This is a genomic window from Bacillus sp. ISL-7 (assembly GCF_018613065.1).
In genome coordinates this window covers 85,896-110,283 of the sequence record NZ_JAGGQW010000001.1, presented here as the reverse complement: position 1 = coordinate 110,283, position 24,388 = coordinate 85,896, and the positions used below count along the sequence as shown (strand labels likewise).

22 protein-coding genes and 1 pseudogene are annotated in these 24,388 nt (G+C 38.7%); 9 read left to right on the top strand and 14 right to left on the bottom strand.

Annotated elements, in window-relative coordinates; genetic code table 11:
- Positions 1-218 precede the first annotated feature (218 nt).
- Together rluF and J7E66_RS00530 are read left to right on the top strand one after the other, a co-directional pair.
- Positions 219-926, top strand: a complete 708-nt coding sequence (gene rluF, locus J7E66_RS00535) for a 23S rRNA pseudouridine(2604) synthase RluF (protein ID WP_214997529.1) — start codon at positions 219-221, stop codon at positions 924-926.
- A gap of 44 nt (positions 927-970) precedes the next feature.
- The gene (locus J7E66_RS00530) at positions 971-1,510 is read left to right on the top strand and encodes a helix-turn-helix domain-containing protein (RefSeq protein ID WP_214997528.1); all 540 of its coding nucleotides are present in this window, start codon (positions 971-973) and stop codon (positions 1,508-1,510) included.
- Between the two features lie 91 nt (positions 1,511-1,601).
- Here the strand turns inward: J7E66_RS00530 and J7E66_RS00525 are convergent, their stop codons facing one another.
- Positions 1,602-3,149: a flavin monoamine oxidase family protein gene (locus J7E66_RS00525; protein WP_214997527.1), complete on the bottom strand. Its 1,548-nt coding sequence runs from the start codon at positions 3,147-3,149 to the stop codon at positions 1,602-1,604.
- A 328-nt stretch (positions 3,150-3,477) separates the two neighbouring features.
- Here J7E66_RS00525 and J7E66_RS00520 point away from each other — a divergent pair, with 328 nt between their 5' ends.
- A complete protein-coding gene (locus tag J7E66_RS00520) occupies positions 3,478-4,395 on the top strand; it encodes an aldo/keto reductase (RefSeq protein ID WP_214997545.1) in 918 nt (305 codons plus the stop codon).
- Positions 4,396-4,760: 365 nt separating this feature from the next.
- Positions 4,761-5,540, top strand: a complete 780-nt coding sequence (locus J7E66_RS00515) for a LysM peptidoglycan-binding and 3D domain-containing protein (RefSeq protein ID WP_214997526.1) — start codon at positions 4,761-4,763, stop codon at positions 5,538-5,540.
- A 98-nt stretch (positions 5,541-5,638) separates the two neighbouring features.
- Here the strand turns inward: J7E66_RS00515 and J7E66_RS00510 are convergent, their stop codons facing one another.
- The 10 genes and pseudogenes from J7E66_RS00510 to citC form a co-directional block, all read right to left on the bottom strand.
- Positions 5,639-6,412, bottom strand: a complete 774-nt coding sequence (locus J7E66_RS00510) for an IclR family transcriptional regulator (RefSeq protein ID WP_214997525.1) — start codon at positions 6,410-6,412, stop codon at positions 5,639-5,641.
- A 174-nt stretch (positions 6,413-6,586) separates the two neighbouring features.
- Positions 6,587-7,765, bottom strand: a complete 1,179-nt coding sequence (locus J7E66_RS00505) for an amidohydrolase (RefSeq protein WP_214997544.1) — start codon at positions 7,763-7,765, stop codon at positions 6,587-6,589.
- Between the two features lie 279 nt (positions 7,766-8,044).
- Positions 8,045-8,399: pseudogene (locus tag J7E66_RS00500) on the bottom strand (MFS transporter); the annotation flags it as partial.
- Between the two features lie 188 nt (positions 8,400-8,587).
- Positions 8,588-8,977: a zinc-binding metallopeptidase family protein gene (locus J7E66_RS00495; protein WP_214997524.1), complete on the bottom strand. Its 390-nt coding sequence runs from the start codon at positions 8,975-8,977 to the stop codon at positions 8,588-8,590.
- 17 nt (positions 8,978-8,994) lie between these two features.
- Entirely contained in the window at positions 8,995-9,858 is an 864-nt protein-coding gene (citG, locus tag J7E66_RS00490; RefSeq protein ID WP_214997523.1) for a triphosphoribosyl-dephospho-CoA synthase CitG, read from the bottom strand.
- A 127-nt stretch (positions 9,859-9,985) separates the two neighbouring features.
- Positions 9,986-10,504 carry a citrate lyase holo-[acyl-carrier protein] synthase gene (citX, locus tag J7E66_RS00485; RefSeq protein ID WP_214997522.1) on the bottom strand — a complete coding sequence of 173 codons (519 nt, stop codon included), beginning with the start codon at positions 10,502-10,504 and terminating at the stop codon, positions 9,986-9,988.
- Entirely contained in the window at positions 10,501-12,057 is a 1,557-nt protein-coding gene (gene citF, locus J7E66_RS00480) for a citrate lyase subunit alpha (protein ID WP_214997521.1), read from the bottom strand. Before citF ends, citX begins: the two co-directional genes overlap by 4 nt.
- On the bottom strand, positions 12,050-12,952 hold the full coding sequence (citE, locus tag J7E66_RS00475; protein ID WP_214997520.1) for a citrate (pro-3S)-lyase subunit beta: 903 nt from the start codon (positions 12,950-12,952) through the stop codon (positions 12,050-12,052). The genes citF and citE overlap by 8 nt, the downstream gene beginning before the upstream one ends.
- Positions 12,953-13,267: a citrate lyase acyl carrier protein gene (gene citD, locus J7E66_RS00470; protein WP_214997519.1), complete on the bottom strand. Its 315-nt coding sequence runs from the start codon at positions 13,265-13,267 to the stop codon at positions 12,953-12,955.
- 29 nt (positions 13,268-13,296) lie between these two features.
- Positions 13,297-14,352, bottom strand: coding sequence for a [citrate (pro-3S)-lyase] ligase (citC, locus tag J7E66_RS00465; RefSeq protein WP_251032675.1), 1,056 nt, complete (start codon positions 14,350-14,352; stop codon positions 13,297-13,299).
- 294 nt (positions 14,353-14,646) lie between these two features.
- On the opposite strand from citC, the gene J7E66_RS00460 reads away from it, so the two are divergent.
- From J7E66_RS00460 to J7E66_RS00440, 5 genes are all read left to right on the top strand, one after another.
- Positions 14,647-16,224 (top strand): ATP-binding protein, encoded by a 1,578-nt coding sequence (locus J7E66_RS00460; RefSeq protein WP_214997517.1) that lies wholly within the window; start codon positions 14,647-14,649, stop codon positions 16,222-16,224.
- Positions 16,225-16,244: 20 nt separating this feature from the next.
- Entirely contained in the window at positions 16,245-16,949 is a 705-nt protein-coding gene (locus J7E66_RS00455; RefSeq protein WP_214997516.1) for a response regulator, read from the top strand.
- A gap of 387 nt (positions 16,950-17,336) precedes the next feature.
- Entirely contained in the window at positions 17,337-18,692 is a 1,356-nt protein-coding gene (locus J7E66_RS00450; protein ID WP_214997515.1) for a 2-hydroxycarboxylate transporter family protein, read from the top strand.
- A gap of 119 nt (positions 18,693-18,811) precedes the next feature.
- On the top strand, positions 18,812-18,970 hold the full coding sequence (locus J7E66_RS00445; RefSeq protein WP_214997514.1) for an RNA-binding protein: 159 nt from the start codon (positions 18,812-18,814) through the stop codon (positions 18,968-18,970).
- A 43-nt stretch (positions 18,971-19,013) separates the two neighbouring features.
- The gene (locus J7E66_RS00440; protein ID WP_214997513.1) at positions 19,014-19,817 is read left to right on the top strand and encodes a fumarylacetoacetate hydrolase family protein; all 804 of its coding nucleotides are present in this window, start codon (positions 19,014-19,016) and stop codon (positions 19,815-19,817) included.
- A 167-nt stretch (positions 19,818-19,984) separates the two neighbouring features.
- Here J7E66_RS00440 and J7E66_RS00435 read toward each other — a convergent pair whose 3' ends face one another.
- From J7E66_RS00435 to J7E66_RS00425, 3 genes are all read right to left on the bottom strand, one after another.
- Positions 19,985-21,583, bottom strand: coding sequence for a glucose PTS transporter subunit IIA (locus tag J7E66_RS00435; protein WP_214997512.1), 1,599 nt, complete (start codon positions 21,581-21,583; stop codon positions 19,985-19,987).
- Between the two features lie 248 nt (positions 21,584-21,831).
- Positions 21,832-23,310, bottom strand: a complete 1,479-nt coding sequence (locus J7E66_RS00430; RefSeq protein WP_214997511.1) for a tagaturonate reductase — start codon at positions 23,308-23,310, stop codon at positions 21,832-21,834.
- A gap of 161 nt (positions 23,311-23,471) precedes the next feature.
- Complete coding sequence (locus tag J7E66_RS00425) at positions 23,472-24,356, bottom strand: AraC family transcriptional regulator (protein ID WP_214997510.1); 885 nt, start codon at positions 24,354-24,356, stop codon at positions 23,472-23,474.
- Positions 24,357-24,388: the final 32 nt, after the last annotated feature.

Sequence of the window (24,388 nt, the reverse complement as noted above, 5' to 3'; positions counted from 1 at the left end):
ATCAGAATATTTTGTCAAAAATTGGAGATAAAATGGTGATAATTTCCTGCCTATTTAGAAATTTAGTTTGTAAATTTTTACTTTTTCGACATATTTCTGCCTCACCAAAAGATTATGTTCTATAAAAAACATAAAACGGTGTCAGGCACCGAGGACTTGAAAAAAAGGCAGCAGTTGGGTATGGTAAACTTACAATTCTCCACTTAAGGGTGTGTATCATGCGTATTAATAAATTTATTAGCGAGTCTGGCAAGGCATCTAGAAGAGGAGCAGATAAGTTAATTAGTGAAGGAAGAGTTACGATTAATGGGAAAGTTGCGGTGATCGGGAGCCAGGTTGAGCCCGGCGATGATGTCCATATTAGCGGCAGCCCAATTAAAGTGGCTAAAAACTATGTCTATATCGCTTTAAATAAACCCGTTGGGATTACCAGCACTACAGAAAGGCATATAAAGGGTAACATCATTGATTTGGTCAATCATCCCTTACGGATTTTCCATATTGGCCGCTTAGATAAAGAATCAGATGGGTTAATTCTCTTAACGAACGATGGAGATATCGTTAACGAGATTTTGCGTGCCGAAAATAAGCACGAAAAAGAATATATCGTGACAGTCGACAAACCGATCACACCTGAATTTTTAAAGAGAATGGCAGCGGGTGTGGAGATTCTAGATACAAAGACATTACCTTGTAAAGTAACGCAATTGTCTAAATATGTATTTCAAATCATCTTAACACAGGGTTTAAATCGGCAAATCCGCCGAATGTGTTCTGCCCTTGGCTATGGAGTTGTCAGGTTGCAGCGGACGCGAATCATGAATATTCATTTAGGCAATCTACCGATCGGACAGTGGCGCGACCTATCTAAGAAAGAACGCAATCAATTGTTTGCAGACTTAAACTATCAGCCGAAAGAATGGTAAAATAGAATTATGTTTTTTATTTGGAAACCTTTGAGGTGGATCATTTGGATATTGGATCAAAAATCCGTGCAATACGAAATAGAAAAAAAATCACCATTGCGCAAATGTGTGAGGGGACTGGACTTTCAAAGGGATTTATCTCAAATGTCGAGAACAATAACACCTCACCATCGATTAGTACTTTGCAAACCATTGCAACCTTTCTTGGTATCCCTTTACCTTATTTATTATTAGAAAAGAAGCAGCATATGCGCGTCGTTCGAAAGGCTGAAAGGACTCACTCCACCTTTAACAATTTGAAGGTTGAGCATCTAACCTCCAAAGGCGGATTAAGAATGATGCTGGTCGAATTCCCTGCTGGTGCTTCCATGGGTGAATTAAATGCCCATGAAGGAGAAGAATGCCATTTGGTGTTGGAGGGAAAAGTCCTGGCCGAACAAGGCGAAGACTCGATGGTCATTGACGAAGGCGATTCCTTCAGTTGGAACGCTAGTGTCCCGCATTTCGTAAAAAATATTGGTGATGGTAAAGCAGTTGTGTTAATTTCCATCTATTCTGATAGCGAATTAAATGACATTTTCTAAACACGGTTAGCTTTCCCTTAGAAATTCACAATAAAAAAGGCTGACAAAGATGAACAACAGATTCCATATTTCTCAGCCTTTTTTATTTTCCCTAATCTACTTTCATATCATTGATTACTTCATGTGCTGCCCTCTCACCAGTCTCGACCGCCCCATTTAAATAACCAGGAAACTTAATCGAAGTGTGCTCACCGGCAAAGAGGATATTACCTTCCCGCTCTCCCAAAATACCAGCAAATTTCGTATATTGGCCAACTTTCCAATAGGAATAAGCCCCTTTACTCCATTGGTTACTTAGCCAATGGTCTACGGTTGCTATACCATTCCATTTATTATTACTTCCAGGCAATACAGGATCAAGCTTGTCCAAAAATTCTTTCGTCTTCTCTTCTAATTCTTGATCTGTGTAAGCAAGCAGTTGCGCCGCTGTTTCACCTCCTAGGAAGTTAACAAGAATTCCTGAATTACCTGGTTGAGATCGAGAGGATTCAAAGGTCTGTTGATAGCCTGTATCCGCAAATGTTTCACCATTATTTCCAAGCACAGTCCAGAACCGATTAACAAATTGTACATGAAGTTTTGTGTTTACCCCCATTCCGAGCTCTTCAATTGCTGTTTCTTTTAACGGACGAAATCTTGCATTCTGATAATCTATCGTTCTTAAAATACTAAAGGGGAGAGCAAGAATAACTTTATCGGCTATGACCTTCCATTCCTTTTCTTTATTTCGAAAAACGAGCGTTATTTCATTTTGATTGGACTGTTCAATCTTAATCAATTGGGCATTAAATACGATTTGACCATGAAGTTTTTTTGCTAATAAAGCAGGGAGCTGGTCATTCCCACCCCTTATATGAAAGCATTCATCTGAATCACCATACATTCGAAAGGGCTCTTTTTGTGCAAATCCTAACATATAAAGTAGATTTAAAGCACTTTGCTGGTGAGCATCAGCTCCATTTTCAATGGAATAGGCAAGGGCAAGTAATTTACCAAATCTTGAATGGATGCCTTCTTGTACGGTTTCATTGATATAATCGACTATAGACATATGATCGAGTTCAAATCCTCGCTCAGTATAACTATTATAAAGGGTCGTTTCACCCACTGCTTTCAGATCCTTTTGTAGTTTAGGGAGGATTTTTATAAAATCATTAGTTACTTCATCAAAGGAATAAGGGCGTTGATCAAAAAAATAAAATGGTTTGGTGTCAACCGGTTCTGCCATGATTAAATTATCTAATTCTAATCCCAACTCTTTGGCGAGTTCTTGAATTTCGATATGGCAGGTATCTATTAATTCCCCGCCACGCTCGACAATTTGCTTGTCGTTGAAGTACCCTCTTCTTGTCCAACAACGTCCCCCAACCCGATCGGTCGCTTCATAAATAGTTGATGTGATCCCAGCCTGTTTAAGTCGATAAGCACTCGTGAGACCTGCCAATCCCGCTCCAACAATGACGATCCTAGGAGCAGCCTTTCCACCCTCATTCGGAAACTTTTGTGGCGTGAGTAGTGCCTTTTGTAAATGATTATTATCTAGTGTAATAGCTTGTCCTGTACATAATGGTTTCTTCATTTCAGTACCTGCCAACAAAAAAGATTTCTGCAGGATACTTGCCAATGGCGTTCGTGCCAAGAAAAACCAGCCCCTTTATGCAAAAATAAAACCATGCTAAATGATCGATTAACTATCGTGTAATAGTAATTACAAATAAAATATGCATGGTCTGTTGATTTGCTTGAGGCAAGAAGCCTGTTTCCAGATTTATTTTTTATCGCTGCTTCGATATGGCTGTTGCCGCTGCTGTTTAAAAATTGCCTATTACTAAACGCATGTGTCAAAATAGGGAAGAATAGGTAAAAATAGTTTCACTCATTCTGGTAATGATGTTGGAAGAAATAGTCGAAGCCTAATTACATACCGACATCATTCGCCAAGTTCTACAAATTGGAGGAAACAAATGATGAGAACCATTAAATTAGGAAGCAGTTCACTAGAGGTGCCTGTCGTAGCTGTTGGCTGCATGCGTATTAACTCGTTAGAAAAGCCTGAGGCTGAGCGCTTTGTCCAAACCGCACTAGAAGAAGGGGCTAATTTCTTCGACCATGCGGACATCTATGGCAGCGGAACATGCGAAGAAATTTTTGCAGATGCCATCCACATGAACGCGGAAATTCGTGAAAAAATCATCCTGCAATCCAAATGCGGCATTCGCAAGGGAATGTTTGATTTTTCGAAGGAATATATTTTAGAATCAGTTGACGGAATATTGAAACGGCTGAACACCGAATTTCTTGACGTTCTCCTTCTGCATCGCCCGGATGCACTGGTCGAACCTGAAGAGGTGGCAGAGGCCTTTGATAGCCTTGATAAATCGGGGAAAGTGCGCCATTTTGGTGTCTCCAATCAGAATCCGATGCAGATCCAACTGCTCCAGAAATTTGTGAAGCAGCCACTTGTGGCTAACCAATTGCAATTAAGTATTACCAACGCCAATATGATTTCTAATGGAATCAATGTAAACATGGAAAATGATTCTGCAATTAACCGGGACGGCAGCATCCTCGATTTTTGCAGACTAAATGATATTACCATTCAACCTTGGTCTCCATTCCAATATGGATTCTTTGAAGGAGTATTCCTTGGAAACGACAAATTCCCAGAATTGAATCAGCAGATCGATGAAATTGCCGCCAAATATGAAGTGAGCAACACGACTATCGCTACCGCCTGGCTCTTACGTCATCCCGCCCACATGCAGCCTGTGATCGGAACGATGAATATCGACAGGTTAAAGGACTGCTGTAAGGCAAGCGAAGTTCAGTTAACACGTGAAGAATGGTACCGTATCTATCGTGCAGCAGGCAATATTCTCCCGTAAATAAACACTCCAAAAAACAAGGCACAGCGAATGCTGTGCCTTGTTTAGATGGGAAATTAGTTTTTAAGGTAAAAAATAAATGGTATTTAAGGAAAATAATAGGATGATATAAACTTCAAATTCATTTTATGTCACACTATTGTAAAAATAGAAGTAACGCGCCCAGATAGGACTACTACTGGGTCTTTTGCATTTTAGGAGCCTTGAAGGGTGGTATTTTCAAATTATTAGATGAATTTAGAAATATTATCGCAATAATATTGCCACGGATGTAAACGATTTAACATCTCCCTGTTCTTTGTGTCAGAAAATTCTATGTTACGATGATAAAAACTTAGCAACCAAAGAACATGGAGGGTAAAAGAATGCTTAAAAGAATTATATCAATAATAGCAGTTGCTGTACTCTCAGTAACTGTAAGTGCTAATGTACAAGCTGCAACAGTAACAGTACAAAAAGGGGATACCCTTTGGGATCTATCACGCGCTAATAATACATCTTTAGAAAATATACAAAAGTTGAATCATCTTACGACGGACCTTATTCACCCTGGAGATGTACTAACCATTGCACCAGAAAAACATTATGCTGTTAAACAAGGTGACACTTTATGGGACATTGCCATGGATTATCAGGTAACTGTTTCGCAACTTAAAGAATGGAACAAATTAACTACCGATCTCATCCATCCTGGATTAAATCTATTAATCTATGAAGGTTTAAATACGACTAATACTATTGTAACAGAAAAACAAACGAAGCCTGCTGCACCTACAGCATCAGCAAAGCCTGCAGCGCAAGCACCAAGGGAAAGTGAACCCGCGGTAGAAGCTGCATCAACTACTAATACAAGTTCAAGGGAAATTACAGTGAAAGCTACAGCCTATACAGCTTCGTGTGAGGGATGTTCTGGTACCACGGCAACTGGAATTAACCTTAAAGCAAATCCAAATGCAAAAGTCATCGCAGTTGACCCCTCGGTTATACCGCTTGGCAGTAAAGTTTATGTAGAAGGCTTTGGTGAAGCAACCGCTGCAGATACTGGCGGGGCTATTAAAGGCAATCGAATTGATGTCTTTATTCCTTCTGAACAAGATGCCATCAATTTTGGGGTAAAACAATTAAAGGTAACCATTTTAAACTAACATACCCGTATGTTAGCCAAAAGATTCAAAGGACCCGAAATATCATTTCGCGGTCCTTTTTCATTTTAACCATAACGAAGATCAATGATGTCCAACCTTCAATATTTGCTATTAAAGTGCTGGTTAATTGTTTGACATGTATGAAGGAGGGCAGCCGCGAGCTTCTCTTCATTGCCATAAAAACGAATGGAGGGGAGTGGAATCGAGATAGCGCTTAAATTTCCCATTCGATCAAAAATAACTGCGCCCACTGCACAAATTCCTTGAATGTGCTCTTCCCTGGCAAAAGCTACTCCCTCTTTACGAACCACTTCTAATTCCTTTAGCAGTTCATACCGGCTTGTAATTGTCTGATCATTGAACTGTTGCATATCCACCGGTAACAATTTCTCAACCTCAGCTATAGGTAAGGAGGCCAGTATCGCCTTTCCGTTTGCCGTGCAATGTAATGGAAAAGACGCACCAGGTTGTGAAGTTGCTTGCAATGGATGCGGTGCGATTATTTGATCCACAAAAAGCACCTTACTGATATCTAAAACGGACAGGTCTACCGTTTCATTAACTTGACGTGATAGTTCTATTAAAAATGGCCTGACTTCTTCTCTTAAATCACTCTGGACCGCAGCCGCTAGCAATGCAATCTCTGGCCCAAGACAGAAACCTTCATTAGCGGAAGCTGCTGCAACTAACCTCTCCTGTTCAAGAGCAGTCACAATTCTTTGAACCGTCGATCTGGCCAGACCTACTTCTTTAGCAATTTTCGATAAGCTTAATCCTTTTGGATGGTCTCTAAGAGCCCTTAGTATTTTAGCCGCACGAGAGATCACTTGAATATTGGATGTTTTCGTTTGATCCTGTTTATCGTTGTTCAAAAATATGAACTCCTTCCTCCAATCTATTCATTCTATTATAACTGAAATTGGTCAAATGGCATCCAGTTTCTACAAAGGTGGTACTAATATAGTGTCACTGTCCATGCAAAAAAACCTATCACATACTGAATCTAATGGCGGATGTCATAGGTTTTTTTAAATTTTTTAATCTAATTAATAATAACTGCAAACCACTTGTCCAACAGCTTTAGCAGCTACTAGGAGTGCATCTTCATCGATATCAAATTTTGGATGATGATTGAAATAAGGATTTTCTACTCCTTTTGGTGTACATGCGATGTAAAAGAAACAGGCAGGGAATTTTTCAGCATAATAAGCAAAGTCTTCGGATGGAGACATGGCTGGAAATTCTTTTACTTCTTTTATATCTTTATCATTCATGCTTCGTAAACTTTCTTCAACCATTGCCGTAAGCTCAGGGTTGTTGTATAAAGGTGGATAATCTGGAGCATAAGTAAGCTCGCATGTTACACCAAATTCTTCTTCAATTCCTTTTACAATCCGTTTAACTTCTTTCTCAATCGTTTCTTTTGTTTCTACAGTCATATACCGAATATCACCTTCAAGTTCGACGCTGTCCTTGATCACGTTGAATGTACCTTTTCCATCAAAAGATCCGATTGTGATCACACCGACATCGAATGGACTTAATCTGCGGCTAACAATGGTTTGAGCAGCTGTAACAAAATGTGCAGCAGCAACAATGGCATCGTTAGCTAAATGAGGAGAGGAACCATGTCCACCTCTTCCTTGAACTTTCAATTTCATGTAAGCTCGTCCATTGAAGGAATACCCCGCATGATATCCTACTGTTCCCGCAGGTCCCATCGGTAACAAATGAATGCCATAAATGGCATCTAAGTCGTCAATCAAGCCAGATTCGACAATACTTTTTGCCCCACCTGGCGGAACTTCTTCTGCATGTTGGTGAATAATTTTGATGGTACCTGGGATGGAGTCTTTTAATTGAATTAAGCAATCAGCTAAAACTAGCAGGTAAGCTGTATGTCCATCATGTCCACACGCATGCATAACGCCTTCATTCTTTGATTTAAACGGTACATCCGTTTCTTCTGCAATTGGAAGTGCATCAAAGTCAGCGCGAAGACCAATGGTGTTTCCAGGTTTTCCACCTTTAATCGTTACAATCATACCATAACCATTTCCAACATTCGTTTGGATGTCAACATCTTTCCCTTTATAAAAATCTGCAATATACTGAGCCGTTTTCTCCTCTTTAAAAGAGATCTCCGGATTTTCATGTAAGTGGCGGCGGATTTCGATTATTTCTTCCTTACGTGATTCTAACATGCTTATTAATTCACTTTTCATCATTTTCGTCTCCCCTTTTGATGGCAAAGAATGAAAGGAATCTCCATTCTATTTTTTCAATTAGTGACTTTCTGACGGTGCTGGTGCTGGTGTTGGTGTTGGTGTTGGTGTGCGTCTTGATTTTGTCGATGAAGCCTCTGAAGGTTTTCCTGCACTATTAGGAACCATAATCATAATAGAAAGAACAGAAAGTACCCCAAAAATCACGTTTACAATGATCCCAATGGATGCAGCTGTCGCTACACTTCCAGTTGCTGCAACTGAACTATAAACCGTTGCGGAAATGGCTACGTTTAATGCGATCATGGTGACGATAAAGATCGCTAAACCACTAAAATCGAATTTAAAAGCACCGGTTCCTTCTGCTTTACTTTCAGGTGTATCTTTAATCAGCCACATAGCGAGAAGAGCAAATACAAGAGAGAAGATAAAGATCCATCTCCATCCCATATAAGTTGCAATGGCACCCACCTGCAAACGAACATACCCCTGAACCTCCTCAAGATCCAATGGACCAGTAACTAAGGGCACGTTGTCTGTCTTTTCCATCAAAGTAAGCTTTCACTAAGGCAATCGTTGATGGCATAATACAAGCTGCGGAAAGTCCTTGAATGATACGTCCGATAAAGAGAATGCCCAAAAAAGGCCCAAGTTAACACTTTCATTGATAATTTTCATAAATCTTTTCTTAAGATTTAAAAAGAGGAATGATTAACGACCGACCTAACCATTCCATAACATGTTTAAAGCACGGAACGGAACAAAAACAGATAATTAAAAATCCAGATTATAATCCAAAAAAAAAAGAGAGCAGGCCTTATTTTAAGCCTGGTCTCTTTTTTGGGGCCTGAGGAGCTGCCCTTTTCCCCATGCGAATTTATTGTTCTGACAAGTGGTTGGAAGTAGCTCAACTGTCGCTTCCTTTTCCTTTGAATCAAATAAACCAACTGGTTTTAGTGTATTTACTAATTCTTTACCGAATGATTGCTCCTCAGCTGTAAATCCCTGATGTTCCACGTGTAACATATTCTCAAACATCAAATCATTTAACATTTGATTAGGCAGCGTTTCATATGGACTCGCTAATATCTCCCAATTCACCGTTGTTTCTGTCATCATTGCCGCACCTTGTGCGATTTTTTGTAATTGAATTTGCATTTCCTTGACAAGGTCTTTTGTTGCTCCCCGCAAATAGTTGGCCCCAACGTTCATTCGTTCTACTTTCCTTCCTACTTTGAGAGAAGATCAAACAGAATGGTTACTGCCAGAAGATCAGCTGATCCTCCAGGACTGATATTTTTTCGAATGAATTCCCTGTCCATTTCATAGACCATTTGCATGCCTTCTTGTGTGAGCACTCCACCTGAATCCAGTACCCGCCCTGCATAAAGATGAACAAAGCCCAGCATTTCTAAATCATGTCTTGCGACAATATTGGTATCTTCGTTTACAGCCATTAGATGCAGAAGAGTTTGAACCAAGATATCATTAAGATGTAAAGTCTTTAAAGAATTTAACTTACTTAACACAGGAAGAGAATAATTCCGTACCGTTTGAAAACCGCTTTCAACTTCTCCACGAATACCTTTAAGACCATATTTCTGATAAAGTTTTTCCCCATAGGTCAGGTTTTCAGTCTTGTTTACGTAAGTCAGTTCCCTCAAACATATCCCTTGTGTCATGAGAGAAACTTTTGTACAGATTGTTTCTGTATCCACATTTTTGCTTTCACTTTCCATCATGCAGCAAGATGCTGCGGCACAAATGATTCCTAAAGAAAAGATCAGACCTTTATGGGTATTGACGTTGTTTGTTGCCTTAAACATTGCCTTTTCAGCCTTCATCCCAAGACTTCTTAAGGCTTTAAACAGTTCCTGTGGATTTCTTCCTGCGTATTCTACTCCCGCAGAGACACAATCATTGAAGTAATTACTAAGTGCCGCACTGCTGGCCATAAACGTAAAGAAGTCCATATCCTTATGTGCTCCCTGGTTAAATCTGTCTACAAGCCCCGGTTTAGGACTAGCAGAAACCTCATAAAGCAAAGCAAGCAGCGCTTTTTGTGAAATAGTTTGAATCCACTGTTCTGCCATGTTCAACGTCTCTCTTTCTATTCATTCAAATTCACAAAAAAAAGAATGACCAAACTCGGATAAAATACCTTTAATTTACACAGAAAGCTAATCGTAGTTTGGCCTATGATTAACTTAAGATACAAGTTTATAAATAAGAATCTACCATACTTTGGATCTTTTGCGTTACCGCCTCTATTGTATGCTTTCTGCTCCGGCCGCAGCTATGAGCATCCTCGTCACAGAGCAGGCATTTCCGTTTTAAATGACCAAAGTCCTCCCTGGAAATGGGCACTCCATCCGATCCGATTACATCTAGATCAAACAACCGCCCCAGCGGATGCTCGTTCTCAATCTCAAGCATATAAACTTTTAACGTCCGTTCATCTGTTTTTACAACAAAATAGGCCTCATATCCCGTAATGGGCCTGTTGGTTTCAAAATATTCCAGATAGATGGCAGCCTTTTTTAATTTTTTAACTAATGCATTGCATCCCTCTAGAAATATAATGCTGCTCTCAGGTGTTTTCTTGACTGGACCTGGTATATTGACTGTGAGGGATACTAAAGGGAGCCTGTATTTCTCTATTAATTCCTTCTGATGGGCAGCTCTATATTCGCGAGCCTCTAATATTTGCTCAAGTGTAATTTCTTTGCCTCTAGTCATTTCCTAGAATCCTTCTTCACTTGATGAATGACATCTATGATAGAACCATCCCTATACTTAACCACACCGACAATTTTGTCTTCAACCTTGATAGGTTCAGGTCTTCCAACAATTTGATTGGCCTTTGCCTTGAGCTCTTCAATGGAAACAACAGGCAGGTTTGCTTTTTTAAGGTTATTATACAAATCCTGTCTGAGAGGATTAACTGCAATCCCTTGTTCTGTAACCAGCACATCGATCGAACATCCTGGGGTTACGACCGTGTGCACCCTGTCAAGAATGGATGGCATTCTGCCCCTGATCAGCGGCGCAACAATAATTGAGCAGGCTGCTCCTGCAGCTGAATCACAGTGCCCGCCTGATGCTCCGCGTATCACTCCGTCAGATCCTGTGATAACATTCACATTAAAATCAAGGTCGATTTCTAATGCACTTAAAACGGTTACATCTAGTTGGTTAACCGCACTTCCTTGGTTATCAGGACTCGCATAATACTCTGCATCAATTTGCTGGTGGAAGCGGTTATTTTTAAGCGAAGCAACGGCTTTCAAATCAAAGCCTTGTACATCCAATAGTTTTTTTATCAACCCTTCCTCATGAAGGTCAACCATTTGTCCGGTAATTCCGCCCAATGCAAAGCTTGCTTTGATATTTCTCTCAATCATCTTTTCTCTTAGAAATCTTGTAGCAGCCAGAGAAGCTCCACCAGATCCGGTTTGCAGCGAAAATCCATTCTCGAAATAGCCTGAAGCGACAATCACATCAGCAGCATTCTGAGCGATCAACAGATCCTTAGGGTTTTTGGTAAAGCGGGTTGCCCCCGACATAATTCCTTTCGGGTCACCGATGGAATCTACTACAACGATATAATCCACCTGTGATTCTGGAATACCAAATGGTGTATTTGGATATTCAACCAAATTATCAGTTATTAAAACTACTTGTTTAGCAAACTGGGCATCAACCTTTGCATATCCCAAAGAGCCGCATTCAGATACGGCTGAATTATCCCTAGAATATCCATTAGCATTACCAGCAGGATCGCATGATGGGACGCCTAAAAAGGCAACATCAATCGGTAATTCTCCTGAGGCAATCGCTCTTGCCCTGCCGCCATGGGAATTGATTACAACTGGAATGTTCATTAAGCCGTGCGAAATCGCCTCAGCCAACTCACCTCTTAGTCCACTGGTCTCAATCCTCCGGATCACTCCATTTTTAATATGGTTAATTAACGATGCATGGATATCTGTAAGAGAACTTGGTGCGATGGTAAGGTCCTTAATTCCCATTCTTGCAATAGTATGGAGCACCATATTTACGATATAATCTCCATTTCGGAAGTGGTGATGAAAGGAGATCGTCATTCCATCTTTTAAGCCCGTTTCTCTGATTGATGCTTCCAGGGAGTCAAGGATTTTATTGCGATCTGAATTTCTAAATCGTTCTTTGGATAGCTGAGTATTTTTTACCAATCCATTAGAATTGAACAGTGGTAGAATTCCGAGTCCAAAAATCTCTTCTGGTATATTACGACCAATTGAATTATACATATTCTAACATCTCCTCAACGCTGACTCTATTAACTGCCTTAGCTAGTTCAAGTACTCTGTACGCTCTTTCGACTATTGGCTTATCAATCATTTTACCGTTTAAGCTGATAACACCCGACCCCTTTGTCTCCGCTTCTTTCGCTGCCTCAATCACAGCAATGGATTTCCTAATTTCTGCTTCAGTTGGCGAATAGATATCATGCACCATATTAATTTGGCGCGGGTTAATAAGCGATTTTCCGTCAAATCCCAACTGTTTAACAAGTTTGACCTCTTGGATAAAACCTTCCTCATCATCCACATCAGAAAAAACAGTATCGAGGGCATCTATACCGGCAGCCCTTGCAGCAAAGAGGACTTGGCTTCGTGCAGCCAGCAATTCAATTCCCTCTTTCGATCTTGTCGTTTTTAAATCTGTTACAAAATCCTCCGCACCAATTGCGATCCCAATTAATCGCTTACTAGCTGTTGCAATTTGATAGGCGTTAATAACCCCTAGCGCACTTTCAATAGCTGCCATTAGCTTGATGGTTCCATATTCCATTCCAGCTTCTCTCTCGATTTGCGTAATTAATTGATCCGCTTCCACTAAATCTTCCGGTTTTTCAGTTTTAGGAAGACGGATGGCATCAGGTTTTGCTCTGACAATCGCTTCAAAGTCGTCTCTGCCATAAGGAGTGTCTAAGCCATTAACGCGTACAAGGATTTCCGTCCTTCCATAATCCATTGTTTTGAGTGCTTGATAGACTAATAATCTTGCTGAATCTTTTTCATTGACAGAAACAGAATCTTCTAGGTCAAACATGATGGAGTCTGCTCCATAGATATTTGCATCCCTGATCATACCTGGATTGTTACCCGGCACATATAACATACTTCTTCTTAGTCTGCCCATTTATTTCACCCCCCATGGAAAACAATCATGATGGGTAGCCCTGCTTACTGCCGTCCTTACTCTGGCACGAATCGTACAATCTAAAGCCCCTTTATCTTTCGCAACGACAACCGCATCCTCCACCCCAAGTTCTTGCAGTGTTTCTAAAATAACTTTTTTGATTTGCTTGCCAAATTGGTTTTCGACAGTGCTTTTCAGTTCCAGTATAATTCCCTTGTCTTCGTTTTTCTCAATGTGGATAGTGATATCGCTTGACTCAAGTGTTCCTGCCATGGCTACTTCCTTAATCTCTACTCTTTCTATTAAACTCAACATTTTTATCAACCTCCTATTAATATCTTTTTTCAAACTGCCTGGTGCTTTTGGAAAATCCCTGCAGCCTCAGGCGCTAATAGAAATCTATACGTTGTTTCAGGTACCAGATGTTTCACTTCAGAAAGTCTTCCTTCACAGATTAACTTCCGCACTCTAGAGGCACTGATTGGATGTCCATCGTTTTGAAGCCTCGGGAGCACCTGAACCTCTATGCCGTGTGCAGGGAGAATCTCTTGCATGAGGTCGTTATAGACTGCTGTAACTTTGCAGCATGGTTCCTGACCAACAAATCGTTTTTCAATTCCAAGTGATGGAGCAATATAACGTGTAAATAGTTCCAAGTCTAGCTTTGCATGGGTTTCCACTATATCCTGAAATTCTTTCATAAAGTATGATGGGAAAGTGGCATCGGATATTATATAGTCCTTTCCTTGATGAAGAACGACATTATGCAAATGTTGGACTCCTTCTTTAACGAGCCTGTATCGGATGGCAGCAGGAAAAACTGATTTGTCCTCCTCGAGAACAAAGACATGGAGCAGTTGACATTTGGATGCTGCGTACTCGATTAGATATTGATGGCCCAATGTAAAAGGATTACAATTAACGACAACAGCCCCGATACCTTTTTTATCCCCATTTTTAGGTATAAAATCTCTTTTTTCCTTGATTATTTGATTCAGATAGTTTTTAACCCCATACGGCCTATTTTCCATAAGGATCACCTTTGATGAAACCTCGGCAATTGGGTAAAAGCCCAAGTCTATAAATATATTCTTGTTTTCTGGCTTGGTATAGATAAAGAGGTGTGTCCTTCCCCTCGAGCAGGCTTCCTCGATAAGATGCGTGACAATAGCAGAAGAAAGGCCCATGCTCTGATATTGTTCATCAACGGCAATGCATTTTAAGACCCTTCCACCCAGTGATCCTGTCGCTGCGATTTTCCCTCTATCAATTAAGGCAATTGAATATTCAACCTCACGATCGAGGGCTAAATTCTGCCTATTTAAGAACTCCTCTAGTTGAAGCCTTTCTGTATGTAGTTGAAGATTTATGGTTTGTTTACTAAAATTGTCATACCACATTTTCCAATTCTCCATTATTATTATTATTAATATTGCTCAATTCCAGAGTACTCGACAAATATTACTCAGTACCGACGAATTGCAAGCCTTTTCTTTCATATTTATTTACGATTGAAATGATATGTTCAATACATACCTCCTTCAACAAATGTTCAAATCTTCCTCTATGCTTTTCGTTAATACTAACTCATAATATTTAAGAGATATAGATTTGATAAATAAGCGCCAATAAGATTATTTAGGTGAATTAAGAACATTTTGTTCATAACAAAAAAACATCAGAAGGGGATAAGAATGCGGTTACAAACGAAGTTATCTTTATTAATTTTATCTTTACTATTACCAATTATCCTTGTGTTTAGCTTTTATTTTCATTCGTTAATTTCCAAGTCATTAACCAAACAACTGGGAGATCGAGTCTTGTCAATTGCTGAAACGGTGGCTTCTTTTCCTGAAGTTAGGGAAGCGTTTTCCGAAAAAAATCCTTCGGATATTATTCAACCGATAGCAGAAAAAGTCCGAAAGCAAACGGGTGCCGATTTTGTGGTTGTTGGTAACCGTGATAAAATCCGCTATTCACATCCGGTTCCTGAAAGGATTGGGCAAAACATGGTGGGAAGGGATAATGACAATGCACTAAAAGGGAAGTATGTAATTTCACAGGAAAAAGGTTCATTAGGTCCATCTTTGAGAGGAATCGTCCCTATCTACAGCCAACAGGGGGAAATTCTCGGGATAGTCGCAGTGGGCTTTTCAATGAAAGATATTGAAGATATTACAAATAATTACCGTAATAAAATTATTTTGATCTCTGTCGGTGTTATTTTGGTTGGTATTATTGGTGCACTACTTATTGCACGCGGCATGAAGCGATCGATTCTTGGACTCGAACCGGACGAAATCACCCATTTATACCAAGAAAATAAAGCTGTTTTGGAATCAGTCAAAGAAGGGATTGTCGCAGTAAATTTAGATGGAACCATTACAATGGTTAATCAGAAGGCCATCCACATGCTCCAATGGCCAAATGAAAAAAAGGTTTTGGGAGAAAACATCCTAGAAATTTCACCTTACTCTCCTTTATTAGAAATCATCGAAAATGGAAAAGCCGTGTTTGATAAGGAATTTTTTCTAAATGATGAATTCTTCATCGCAAATTATCTTCCAATAAGGGATGAAAAAGGGAATATAACTGGCTGGGTGTCAAGTTTCCGCAGTAAATCAGAGCTATATCGTCTTACTCAAGAACTGTCGCAAATTAAACAATATTCCGAAGCCTTACGCGCCCAAACACATGAGTATTCAAACAAACTTTATATGATTTCAGGTCTAATACAACTTCAATCCTACCAAGAAGCCATTGATTTCATTGCCCGTGAATTTGATGTTCATCAAAACTTAGTAAACTTTATTAGACAAGAAATTCCTGATGTCATGATTGGCGGGTTGCTTATTGGCAAGTTAAATCAAGCGAATGAATTAAAAATACATCTCGATATTGATCGGGAAAGTAGTTTCAAAGAAATTCCGGAATCGATTGAACGTGAGAGCTTGACAACCATTATAGGGAATCTCATTGATAATGCAATGGAGGCAGTAATGAAACCTGAAGTGAAAGCAAAAAACATTAAAATTTACTTTTCTGATTTTGGAAAGGATTTACTATTGGAAGTGGAAGATTCGGGGGTTGGTATTGCACCGGAAATTCAAGATAAAATCTTCGAAAGAGGTTTTTCAACTAAAAAGGTGAAAAATCACGGGGTTGGTCTCTTTTTAGTTCAAAAAATCATTCAGAAATTAAATGGATATATTTCCTATATACCTGACCCTGAGGGTGGGTCTGTTTTTACCGTTATTATTCCAAAATCTTAGTATATTTAGGAGGATCCCAGATGGCTTACCAATATCCAAGTGAGGAAATTTCCGTATTAATAATAGAAGATGACGTGCGAATTGCAGAAATTAACCGCCGGCTGGTGGAAAAAGCACCTGGCTATCAAGTCATTGGTATAGCTACAGACGGACAGGAGGCAAAAGAGCAGTTAGCCATTCTCCGTCCCGACTTAGTGCTGTTAGATATTTATTTCCCCGATATGAACGGATTGGAGTTTCTGGAAGTTATACGCCAGCAATTTCAAGAAACAGATGTTATTATGATCACTGCCTCCCGAGAAATTAGTTCTGTCAAAGAAGCTCTTCGCAGTGGAGTTTTTGATTTTATTGTTAAGCCTTTAGTCTTTGAACGGTTGAAAAATTCCCTTGAGAAATATCAAGAGTTTCGCAATAAATTAAAAAAGATTCAAAGCGAAAATCAAAATGTAAACCAAGAAGAAATTGACGAATTAATGAATAGACAAAATGAACAGCTCCATTCGTATCTCCCAAAAGGAATTGATAAAATTACATTACAAAAAGTAACAGAAGTTTTAAATCAATCTGAAGAAGGTCTGAATGCAGAAAGGCTTGCCAAGAAAATTGGGATTAGCCGGCCTACCGCCCGTCGATATTTAGAATACCTGGTGGCAAAGGATCAAATCGGAGCGGATTTATCTTACGGGGATGTTGGACGTCCTGAAAGAATTTATACAAAAAAATAGAATGCGTGATTAAAAGAATGGTTGATGAACCATTCTTTTATTTTTTTTACGCACTTGTTCTCTCTGTTATTCATCATGAACAAAAGGTACAAAATACACCATAATAATCTTTTTAACTCTTATTTTTATAATATTCACTTTTTAAACTTAAATTGCTATTTTATACCTAGCTTAATAATTTTATAAAAAGAAAGGAGAATAAAAAGTGAGATTTTTTAAAACACTCAATGTAAACGATTTCAAATTATTCGGTCCTAAAAAGTCGTTTATTCATTTGTTTGTGCTGATTATTGCATCATCTCACTCTCTTTTTATCAGTCGTGTCTATTAACTAGGATCAACTATTTTACTATTTTTATTCTTAATCAATTCTTGGGAGGAACATCTATGGGACTTAGAAAAGAAGTACCAGTATATGAAGAGGTAATGCCACAGGTCTCTTCAAAATTAGGATTTATAAATTATAACGTTTATGGTTTGCCTTTATGGGGTTGGCTCGCGGGTGCAGTAATCTTAGCATTTAGTTTAATGACTAAATCCCTTCCTGTAAACTTTGCAACGGATATCCTTGTTCTATTTGTTGTTGGGTTCTTCTTTGGAAAGGTTGGCGACACCTTACCAATTTGGAAGGACTATCTTGGCGGCGGCTCTTTGCTTGCTTTCTTGGGCGCTTCCTATTTGGTCTCTATAGGAGTCATTACGACAGATGTATCTGATGGGGTAAAGTCTCTTTTCGATGAAATGGGTATGCTGGACTTCTTTATTTCTGTTATTATTACAAGCTCCATTCTTTCTATTAAGAGAAACTTTTTAGGTAAAGCAATCGGTGGATTTATCCCAATGGTTCTCATTGGTACATTTTCTGCCTTTATCTTGGCCATTGTTGGTGGATTAATTGTTGGTGTAGATTATAAGGAAGTCATCATGAACTATGCTTTACCAATTATGGGCGGAGGAAATGGTGCTGGTGCCATTCCCATGAGCCAAATTTGGGGAGAAGTTACTGGAAAGGATCCTAAAATCTGGTACTCTTCTGCTATTACAATCTTAACGATTAGTAACATTTTCGCGATTATGGTAGGAGCTCTACTAAATGGCATTGGAAAGAAAGTACCAAAGTGGACAGGAAATGGTGAATTAATTAAAGGCCAAGTTACGAAACAGGAAGCAAAAGAAAAAAATACTGCTACAATGGAGGACGCTGCTTTTGGGCTATTTATTGCCGTTGCCTTCTATGCACTTTCAAATTTCGTGGGAGTAGGATTACTTCCAAAAATCGGTGCTTTCTCGATTCACCCCTATGCATACATGGTCATTCTATTAATCATTGCTAACGCATTAAATATCATTCCAGAACGTGCAAAAAATGGGTTGAAAAAGGTGAATGAATTTATGATGGGTAAACTATTATTCGTCTTTTTAGCAGGTGTTGGGATCACTTATACCGATTTTAGCGCACTAGTCCATGCACTATCCCTTCAAACGGCTGTTATCTCTTTATTTACAGTTTCTGGAGCTGTAGCTGGATGTTGGTTGTTTGCGAAAGTGGTTGGATTCTATGAAATTGAGTCAGCAATCGCCGGAGGTCTATGTCACGTTAACCGCGGGGGATCAGGTGACCTTGAAATATTAGGCGCATCTAATAGAATGATCTTAATGTCCTATGCTCAGTTAGCTACCCGTCTGGGCGGAGCGATCATCCTTGTGCTTGCAAGCTTTTTCTTTGGCTTGTGGGCTAAATAAACAGGACTAAATAGCGGACAAGGCTGGGAATTTACACCCTTCACGGCCTTGTTTTTTATCATTAAAGCTAGATTTCTCGGTATAATACCAAAAGCTGATAAAAAGGAGAGGTACTTTATATGTGGGTTATCACTGTCTTTTCAGATGGAATATACTCGAAAATATATGAATATGATACGGAAAAAGAAGCTATAGAGGCTTTTAATGCTATTCATGGCTATAAGATCCTAACTGAGATGGTTTACCTTGAACCTTGTTCATCATTAGTAGCGATTTAAAACTTTATTGAAAGAACTACAATTTATAGATGAGGTGTAAGAAATGGCATTGCAATTGCTGCAACGAACACAAACAATCGTTCGTTATCAGAATCGTAACGGTAGAATATATTACGGAATTGTTGAGGATGACGAAATTTTACAATTGTCAAGTACTTTTACTGAGATTGTAGATAATGAACTAAAATTTGATGGTGTAAGAGTTAACTATGATGATGTGAAAATACTAGAGCCTGTAAAACCTTCAAAAGTGGTTAATTTCGGCTGGACATATGCTGCACACGCAAAAGAGACAGGTGGACAGGCCAATCTCAAAGAACCCTTTTTATTTTTAAAACCTAGAACTTCCTTGATTCCAGACCGGGGAGAAATCATTCTTCCGCCAAGTCATTTAACCCAGCAGGTGGAGATGGAGGGAGAAGTGGCACTAGTTATTGGGAAACGAGGAAAAAACATTAAAGAAGAAGAAGCTTTGGATTATGTATTTGGCTGTACGATATTTAACGATGTAACAGCAAGAGATCTTACTAAAAAAGATCCACAGTTTACACGCGGCAAAGGCTTTGACACTTTTGGTCCGTTGGGTCCGTGTCTTGTGACAGGTATAGATCCAACCAATTTACGTATAGTTACAACTTTAAACGGCAAGGTCGTACAAGATGGTAATACGAACCAGATGTCATTGTCCATTCCTTTCCTTATCAGCTGGGTTTCACAAATTATGACACTTGAGCCAGGTGATATTTTGGCTACTGGTTCACCTGCTGGCAGTTGTCCCATGAAGTCAGGAGACATCGTATCTGTGGAAGTAGAGAAAATTGGCAAGTTATGTAATTATGTAATATAGCAGATATTCATTTTTTTAAACATTTGTTAAATACCTGCTATGAAAAGAAATAGGCTGGCCCTTACCCGGGTCCCTGCTTCTTCTTTTTATTATCAACAATCCTACTTAATATGTCTCAATAAAAATGTGAACTGTCTTAGCGGACACTCCAATCAGCGGGTTTTCATTTATACAACCAGCTTGATTAATTCATCTTTTGCCTGGACTTTCCCATCTATAGCTGGGACAACATCAACATATTGATTGGTATTAGTGATGACTACAGGAGTTTTTACATCAAAGCCTTCAGCTTTAATTTTTTCAATGTCAAATTGAATTAGCAAGTCGCCCTTTCTCACTGTATCCCATTGTTTTACTTGAGAAGTGAAAAATTGTCCTTTTAAATTAATGGTATCAACCCCAATACAAATTAAGATTTCAGCCCCATCTTCTGATGTAATCCCAATGGCATGCTCGGTTGGAAATAGAGTGGTAACCGTTCCATCAACGGGTGAGATCACTTCACCGTTTGTGGGTTCAATCGCAATTCCTTTACCTACCGTCTCAGTTGAAAAAAGCGGATCGCTAATTTCACTTAATGGAACAATTTCCCCGCTTAATGGACTTAAAATGGTTTCCCTCTTTACATTCGCTAGTCCAAATTCTTTCGCCGTTTTGGCAGGGACTGCATCGCTTTTCCCTTCATATCCAAATACAAGTGTCAGAACCAAAGCGATAACTAAAGCCGTTAAAGTCCCCATTAAATATAGTCCGATTGGTGTAAATACAGGAATCGACAAGAAACTTGGGAGAGCGAATGCCGTCCCTTTTACTTCAAATGCCCCATTTATTGCTCCGCCAATTGCTCCGGCTACTGCAACAAAAAGCATCGTTCGTTTGTAACGTACTAGGATACCGTATGTAATGATTTCTGTTGTACCTGCCAAGGCACTAGGGATAAGCCCTGATCCAGCTAGCGTTTTCAAATTTTTATCTCTCGTTTTAAAGAACACCCCAAGACCCATCCCGATTTGAGCAAAAGGAGCTGCTGATATCATCGCACTAAGCGGATCACCGCCAGTCGCAAGATTTGCAATAAATATTGGAATTATCGCCCAGTGGAGGCCTAATATAGTCAGGAATGACCACGCAGCTCCCATCACCGCTCCAGTTAACATTCCACTTTTTGAACTTAAAAATTTGATAACCACTGCTAAGGCCCCGCCCACATATGTACCAAAAGGACCAAATACGAGTACGGTTAAAGGAACAATCACCATTAATGAGATAAGTGGATTTAGAAACATTTGTAAGTCTTTATAAATTACTCTTTTCAAAAACTTATCTAATACGGAATGTATGGAAACAGCCATTAATATAGGAAAAACGGTTGAAGAATAATTTGCTAATATAACCGGAATCCCTAAGAAATCTACGTTTTGAGCATTTGCTGCAACTAAACCCGTATAATGCGGTTCCAAAAGTGCTGCACCGATCGCACCACCAACATAGCCGTTGGCTCCCAGTTTTAAGGCTAATGTAATCCCTAGAAAAACGGGGAAGAAATAAAAAACAGCATGTCCAGCTGCAGAAAGTATGGCAAAGGTTCCGCTTTTAGGAGACAACCATCCTAATGTCGATAAAATGGATAATAAGGCTGAAATTAATCCAGATCCAGCAAGTACCCCTAAAATAGGCGCGAAACTTCCACTGATTGCTCCTAAAATTTTATTCATGACCGTTTCTTTTTTTTCTATAGAGGCATCATTCGTATTAATCGCATTCATTTTTTTGATCTCCTTGTTTGAAATTTTACCTTAGATAAAACGATTTTTTTATAAGCAGAAACCTTATCTTATGATTTCCGAAAAGGTAGAATTCAAACGAAGATAATCCTTTTTTAAAAATTTTTTAAATATATAAAAGAACCTCTCTTTACCAAACGAGAGGCTCAAATTTTCGCAGCTATTTATCGCTTGGTGTGCATCTTACGAAGAAAATTCTAAGCACATTATTGTTCCATTATGGGAAAGGATCAGTCAAATTCAATTGTGGCATTCAATTTAGTAACCTCTTTAATAGCTTCTTTCATCCCATCATTTTCAATTTTAATGAGATAATTCGTCACAGCCTCTGTTAACATTGGCACATTATTTAGGTCCATACCCCAAACTTTTTCATATGCAAGTACAGACGTAACAATTTGTTTTAGACCACTCTCTGTATTTCCATAGTTTTCCCATAAGGCTTTATATAAATCTAAAATATCTTGATCATCCTGCAGTTGTATTTCTTCTTCCCCTCTTTTTCCCTTGTAGTAACTGATTAAGGCGCTAAGGGAGAAGGTTAATTTTTTGGGAAGTTCCTTCTTCTTGTCCAGATATTCAAGCAAGGACGGTAAATCCCTTGTTTTAAACTTAGACATTGAGTTTAAGGCAATACTAGTTAAATAGTGATTTACAAATGGATTCATAAACCTTTCAAGCACAGCTTCTGCAAAAAGCTTCAATTCTTGTTCCGGCAAATCTAAAACTGGAATAATTTCTTCATAAATTAACTCTTCCACAAACTTCTTGGTTATTTTATTTGTAACGGCTTCACCCACTGTTTCTAATCCGTATAAATAAGCGACAGGAGTCATGGCAGAATGGGCACCATTTAGAATTCTAACTTTACTTGTCCGATATGGAGTCATATCGCTGACAAATTTAACATCAAGACCTGCTTTATCAGTTGGAAATTCCTCTTTAATCCAATCAGGACCTTCAATGACCCATGAGTGGAATTGTTCTCCTACGACAACAAGATCATCTTGATATCCTAATTCTTCCGTGATTTCATTAATGGTATCTCTTGGATAACCAGGAACAATTCGATCGACAAGGCTGCAGCAGAATGTATTGGCTTCATGGACCCAATGAACAAATTCTTCTCCCAAATTCCAAGTGTGCGCATGTTGAAGGACGATTTTCTTCAGTTTTTCGCCATTTCGATCAATTAACTCACAAGGAATAATGATAAATCCTTTGTTTGTATCGCCTTCGAATGCTTTAAATCGGTGGTATAAAAGAGCTGTTAATCTCCCCGGATAACTTTTCTGCGGTTGATCGTCCAATTTATCATTTTCCTCAAAATAAATTCCGGCCTCGGTTGTGTTTGAAATGATAAATCTTAATTCAGGGTTTTCTGCCAACTCTAAATACTGGGAGTAATCTGTATACGTGTTAATTCCCCTGCTGATACAATTGATCACGCTATGCTCCCTAACAGCTTGCTTGTTCTTGATTCCTTGCAGGTAAAGTGTGTATAACCCGTCTTGTTCATTTAATTTATGAACCGTTCCATGTTCTCTTGGCTGAACGACTACTACACTTCCATTAAAATTTGCTTCTTTATTCATTTTGTCGATTTTCCAATCAACAAAGGCCCTTAAAAAATTCCCCTCACCAAACTGTATGACCTTTTCCGGATATTCTCTGTAATCAGCCCATGTTTCCTTCGTTAATTTTTGCATGTTATAAAGCCTCCTCTTAAATCCCCATGAAAACGTTAACATGTTTACAAAAATATTGTATCATCAATAAACGGAATAAAAATCACAGTTTTTGCTATATTTATACCTTATTTTGATACTAAAACACCACAGGATATTTTGATCCTGTGGTGTTTTGATTTTTATATGTTAGGAGTGTGGAACATTTTATTTTCTTTTCGATAATTAGCTGGAGTCATATCCATATATTTTTTAAAGATTCTATGAAAATGGGTCATGCTTTCAAATCCACACTCTTCGGCAATAAAGGAAACTGTATGATTCGTTTCCAATAAAAGTTCTTTGGCTTTAATGACTCTTTTATTATTTATATACACGGTCAAGCCCATTCCGGTTATTTGTTTAAATACTCTACTAAAATGAGAGGTACTGACAAGGGCCTCTTTAGCAAGTTCGGTCAGGGCTAATTGATGACTTAAATTTTGATTAATATAGACTAAAATTTCTTTGACCCAATCTGGTCCATAGGTATTCGCTTCGATTAAGTGCTGTTTTTTATCCATTTGTGCACGATATAAGTCAAGTATGATCTGATGAACGAATAGCAATGAGGCATGTCTAGATCCCAGTTCATTTTTTACCGTTTCTTGAAAAATATTTAAGAGTTTTTCTTCCGTCTTCTGTTGATTCTCCAGTTCCAGGGATATTTTATAAGTTTTCTTTTTTTTTGCCATATCAAACAAATTTAAATAAGAGAAAGAATCATCAAGTAAGACATTATAAATTAATGTTGGGCTGAAAAAAATAATGGTCGATGTTATAGGTTCAGCCTTGTCAGGCATGGCACGATGAATGATATTGTTCGGGATAAGGAATACATCACCTTGTTTCATGTCATAAAAAATATCATCGATGAAAAAAGTCCCTTTTCCACTATATACATAAACAATTTCATAATAATCGTGAATATGGTCAGCCAGTTCTTTTTGTGGACTTTTAGTATCTTGATAAATAAAAGAAAAAGGAAACAGTAAGTTACTGTTTGAAATTTTTGTTATCGTTTTCATATAGCTCATCACCCAATTGTATCTTATATCAA

Excerpts from the sequence above, each read along its gene's own strand:
- rluF (WP_214997529.1), top strand. The coding sequence starts at position 219 with ATGCGTATTAATAAATTTATTAGCGAGTCTGGCAAGGCATCTAGAAGA.
- J7E66_RS00520 (WP_214997545.1), top strand. The coding sequence starts at position 3,478 with ATGAGAACCATTAAATTAGGAAGCAGTTCACTAGAGGTGCCTGTCGTA.
- J7E66_RS00515 (WP_214997526.1), top strand. The coding sequence starts at position 4,761 with ATGCTTAAAAGAATTATATCAATAATAGCAGTTGCTGTACTCTCAGTA.
- J7E66_RS00505 (WP_214997544.1), bottom strand. The coding sequence starts at position 7,765 with ATGAAAAGTGAATTAATAAGCATGTTAGAATCACGTAAGGAAGAAATA.
- J7E66_RS00495 (WP_214997524.1), bottom strand. The coding sequence starts at position 8,977 with ATGAACGTTGGGGCCAACTATTTGCGGGGAGCAACAAAAGACCTTGTC.
- citG (WP_214997523.1), bottom strand. The coding sequence starts at position 9,858 with ATGGCAGAACAGTGGATTCAAACTATTTCACAAAAAGCGCTGCTTGCT.
- citX (WP_214997522.1), bottom strand. The coding sequence starts at position 10,504 with ATGACTAGAGGCAAAGAAATTACACTTGAGCAAATATTAGAGGCTCGC.
- citF (WP_214997521.1), bottom strand. The coding sequence starts at position 12,057 with ATGTATAATTCAATTGGTCGTAATATACCAGAAGAGATTTTTGGACTC.
- citE (WP_214997520.1), bottom strand. The coding sequence starts at position 12,952 with ATGGGCAGACTAAGAAGAAGTATGTTATATGTGCCGGGTAACAATCCA.
- citD (WP_214997519.1), bottom strand. The coding sequence starts at position 13,267 with ATGTTGAGTTTAATAGAAAGAGTAGAGATTAAGGAAGTAGCCATGGCA.
- citC (WP_251032675.1), bottom strand. The coding sequence starts at position 14,352 with ATGTGGTATGACAATTTTAGTAAACAAACCATAAATCTTCAACTACAT.
- J7E66_RS00460 (WP_214997517.1), top strand. The coding sequence starts at position 14,647 with ATGCGGTTACAAACGAAGTTATCTTTATTAATTTTATCTTTACTATTA.
- J7E66_RS00455 (WP_214997516.1), top strand. The coding sequence starts at position 16,245 with ATGGCTTACCAATATCCAAGTGAGGAAATTTCCGTATTAATAATAGAA.
- J7E66_RS00450 (WP_214997515.1), top strand. The coding sequence starts at position 17,337 with ATGGGACTTAGAAAAGAAGTACCAGTATATGAAGAGGTAATGCCACAG.
- J7E66_RS00445 (WP_214997514.1), top strand. The coding sequence starts at position 18,812 with ATGTGGGTTATCACTGTCTTTTCAGATGGAATATACTCGAAAATATAT.
- J7E66_RS00440 (WP_214997513.1), top strand. The coding sequence starts at position 19,014 with ATGGCATTGCAATTGCTGCAACGAACACAAACAATCGTTCGTTATCAG.
- J7E66_RS00435 (WP_214997512.1), bottom strand. The coding sequence starts at position 21,583 with ATGAATGCGATTAATACGAATGATGCCTCTATAGAAAAAAAAGAAACG.
- J7E66_RS00430 (WP_214997511.1), bottom strand. The coding sequence starts at position 23,310 with ATGCAAAAATTAACGAAGGAAACATGGGCTGATTACAGAGAATATCCG.
- J7E66_RS00425 (WP_214997510.1), bottom strand. The coding sequence starts at position 24,356 with ATGAAAACGATAACAAAAATTTCAAACAGTAACTTACTGTTTCCTTTT.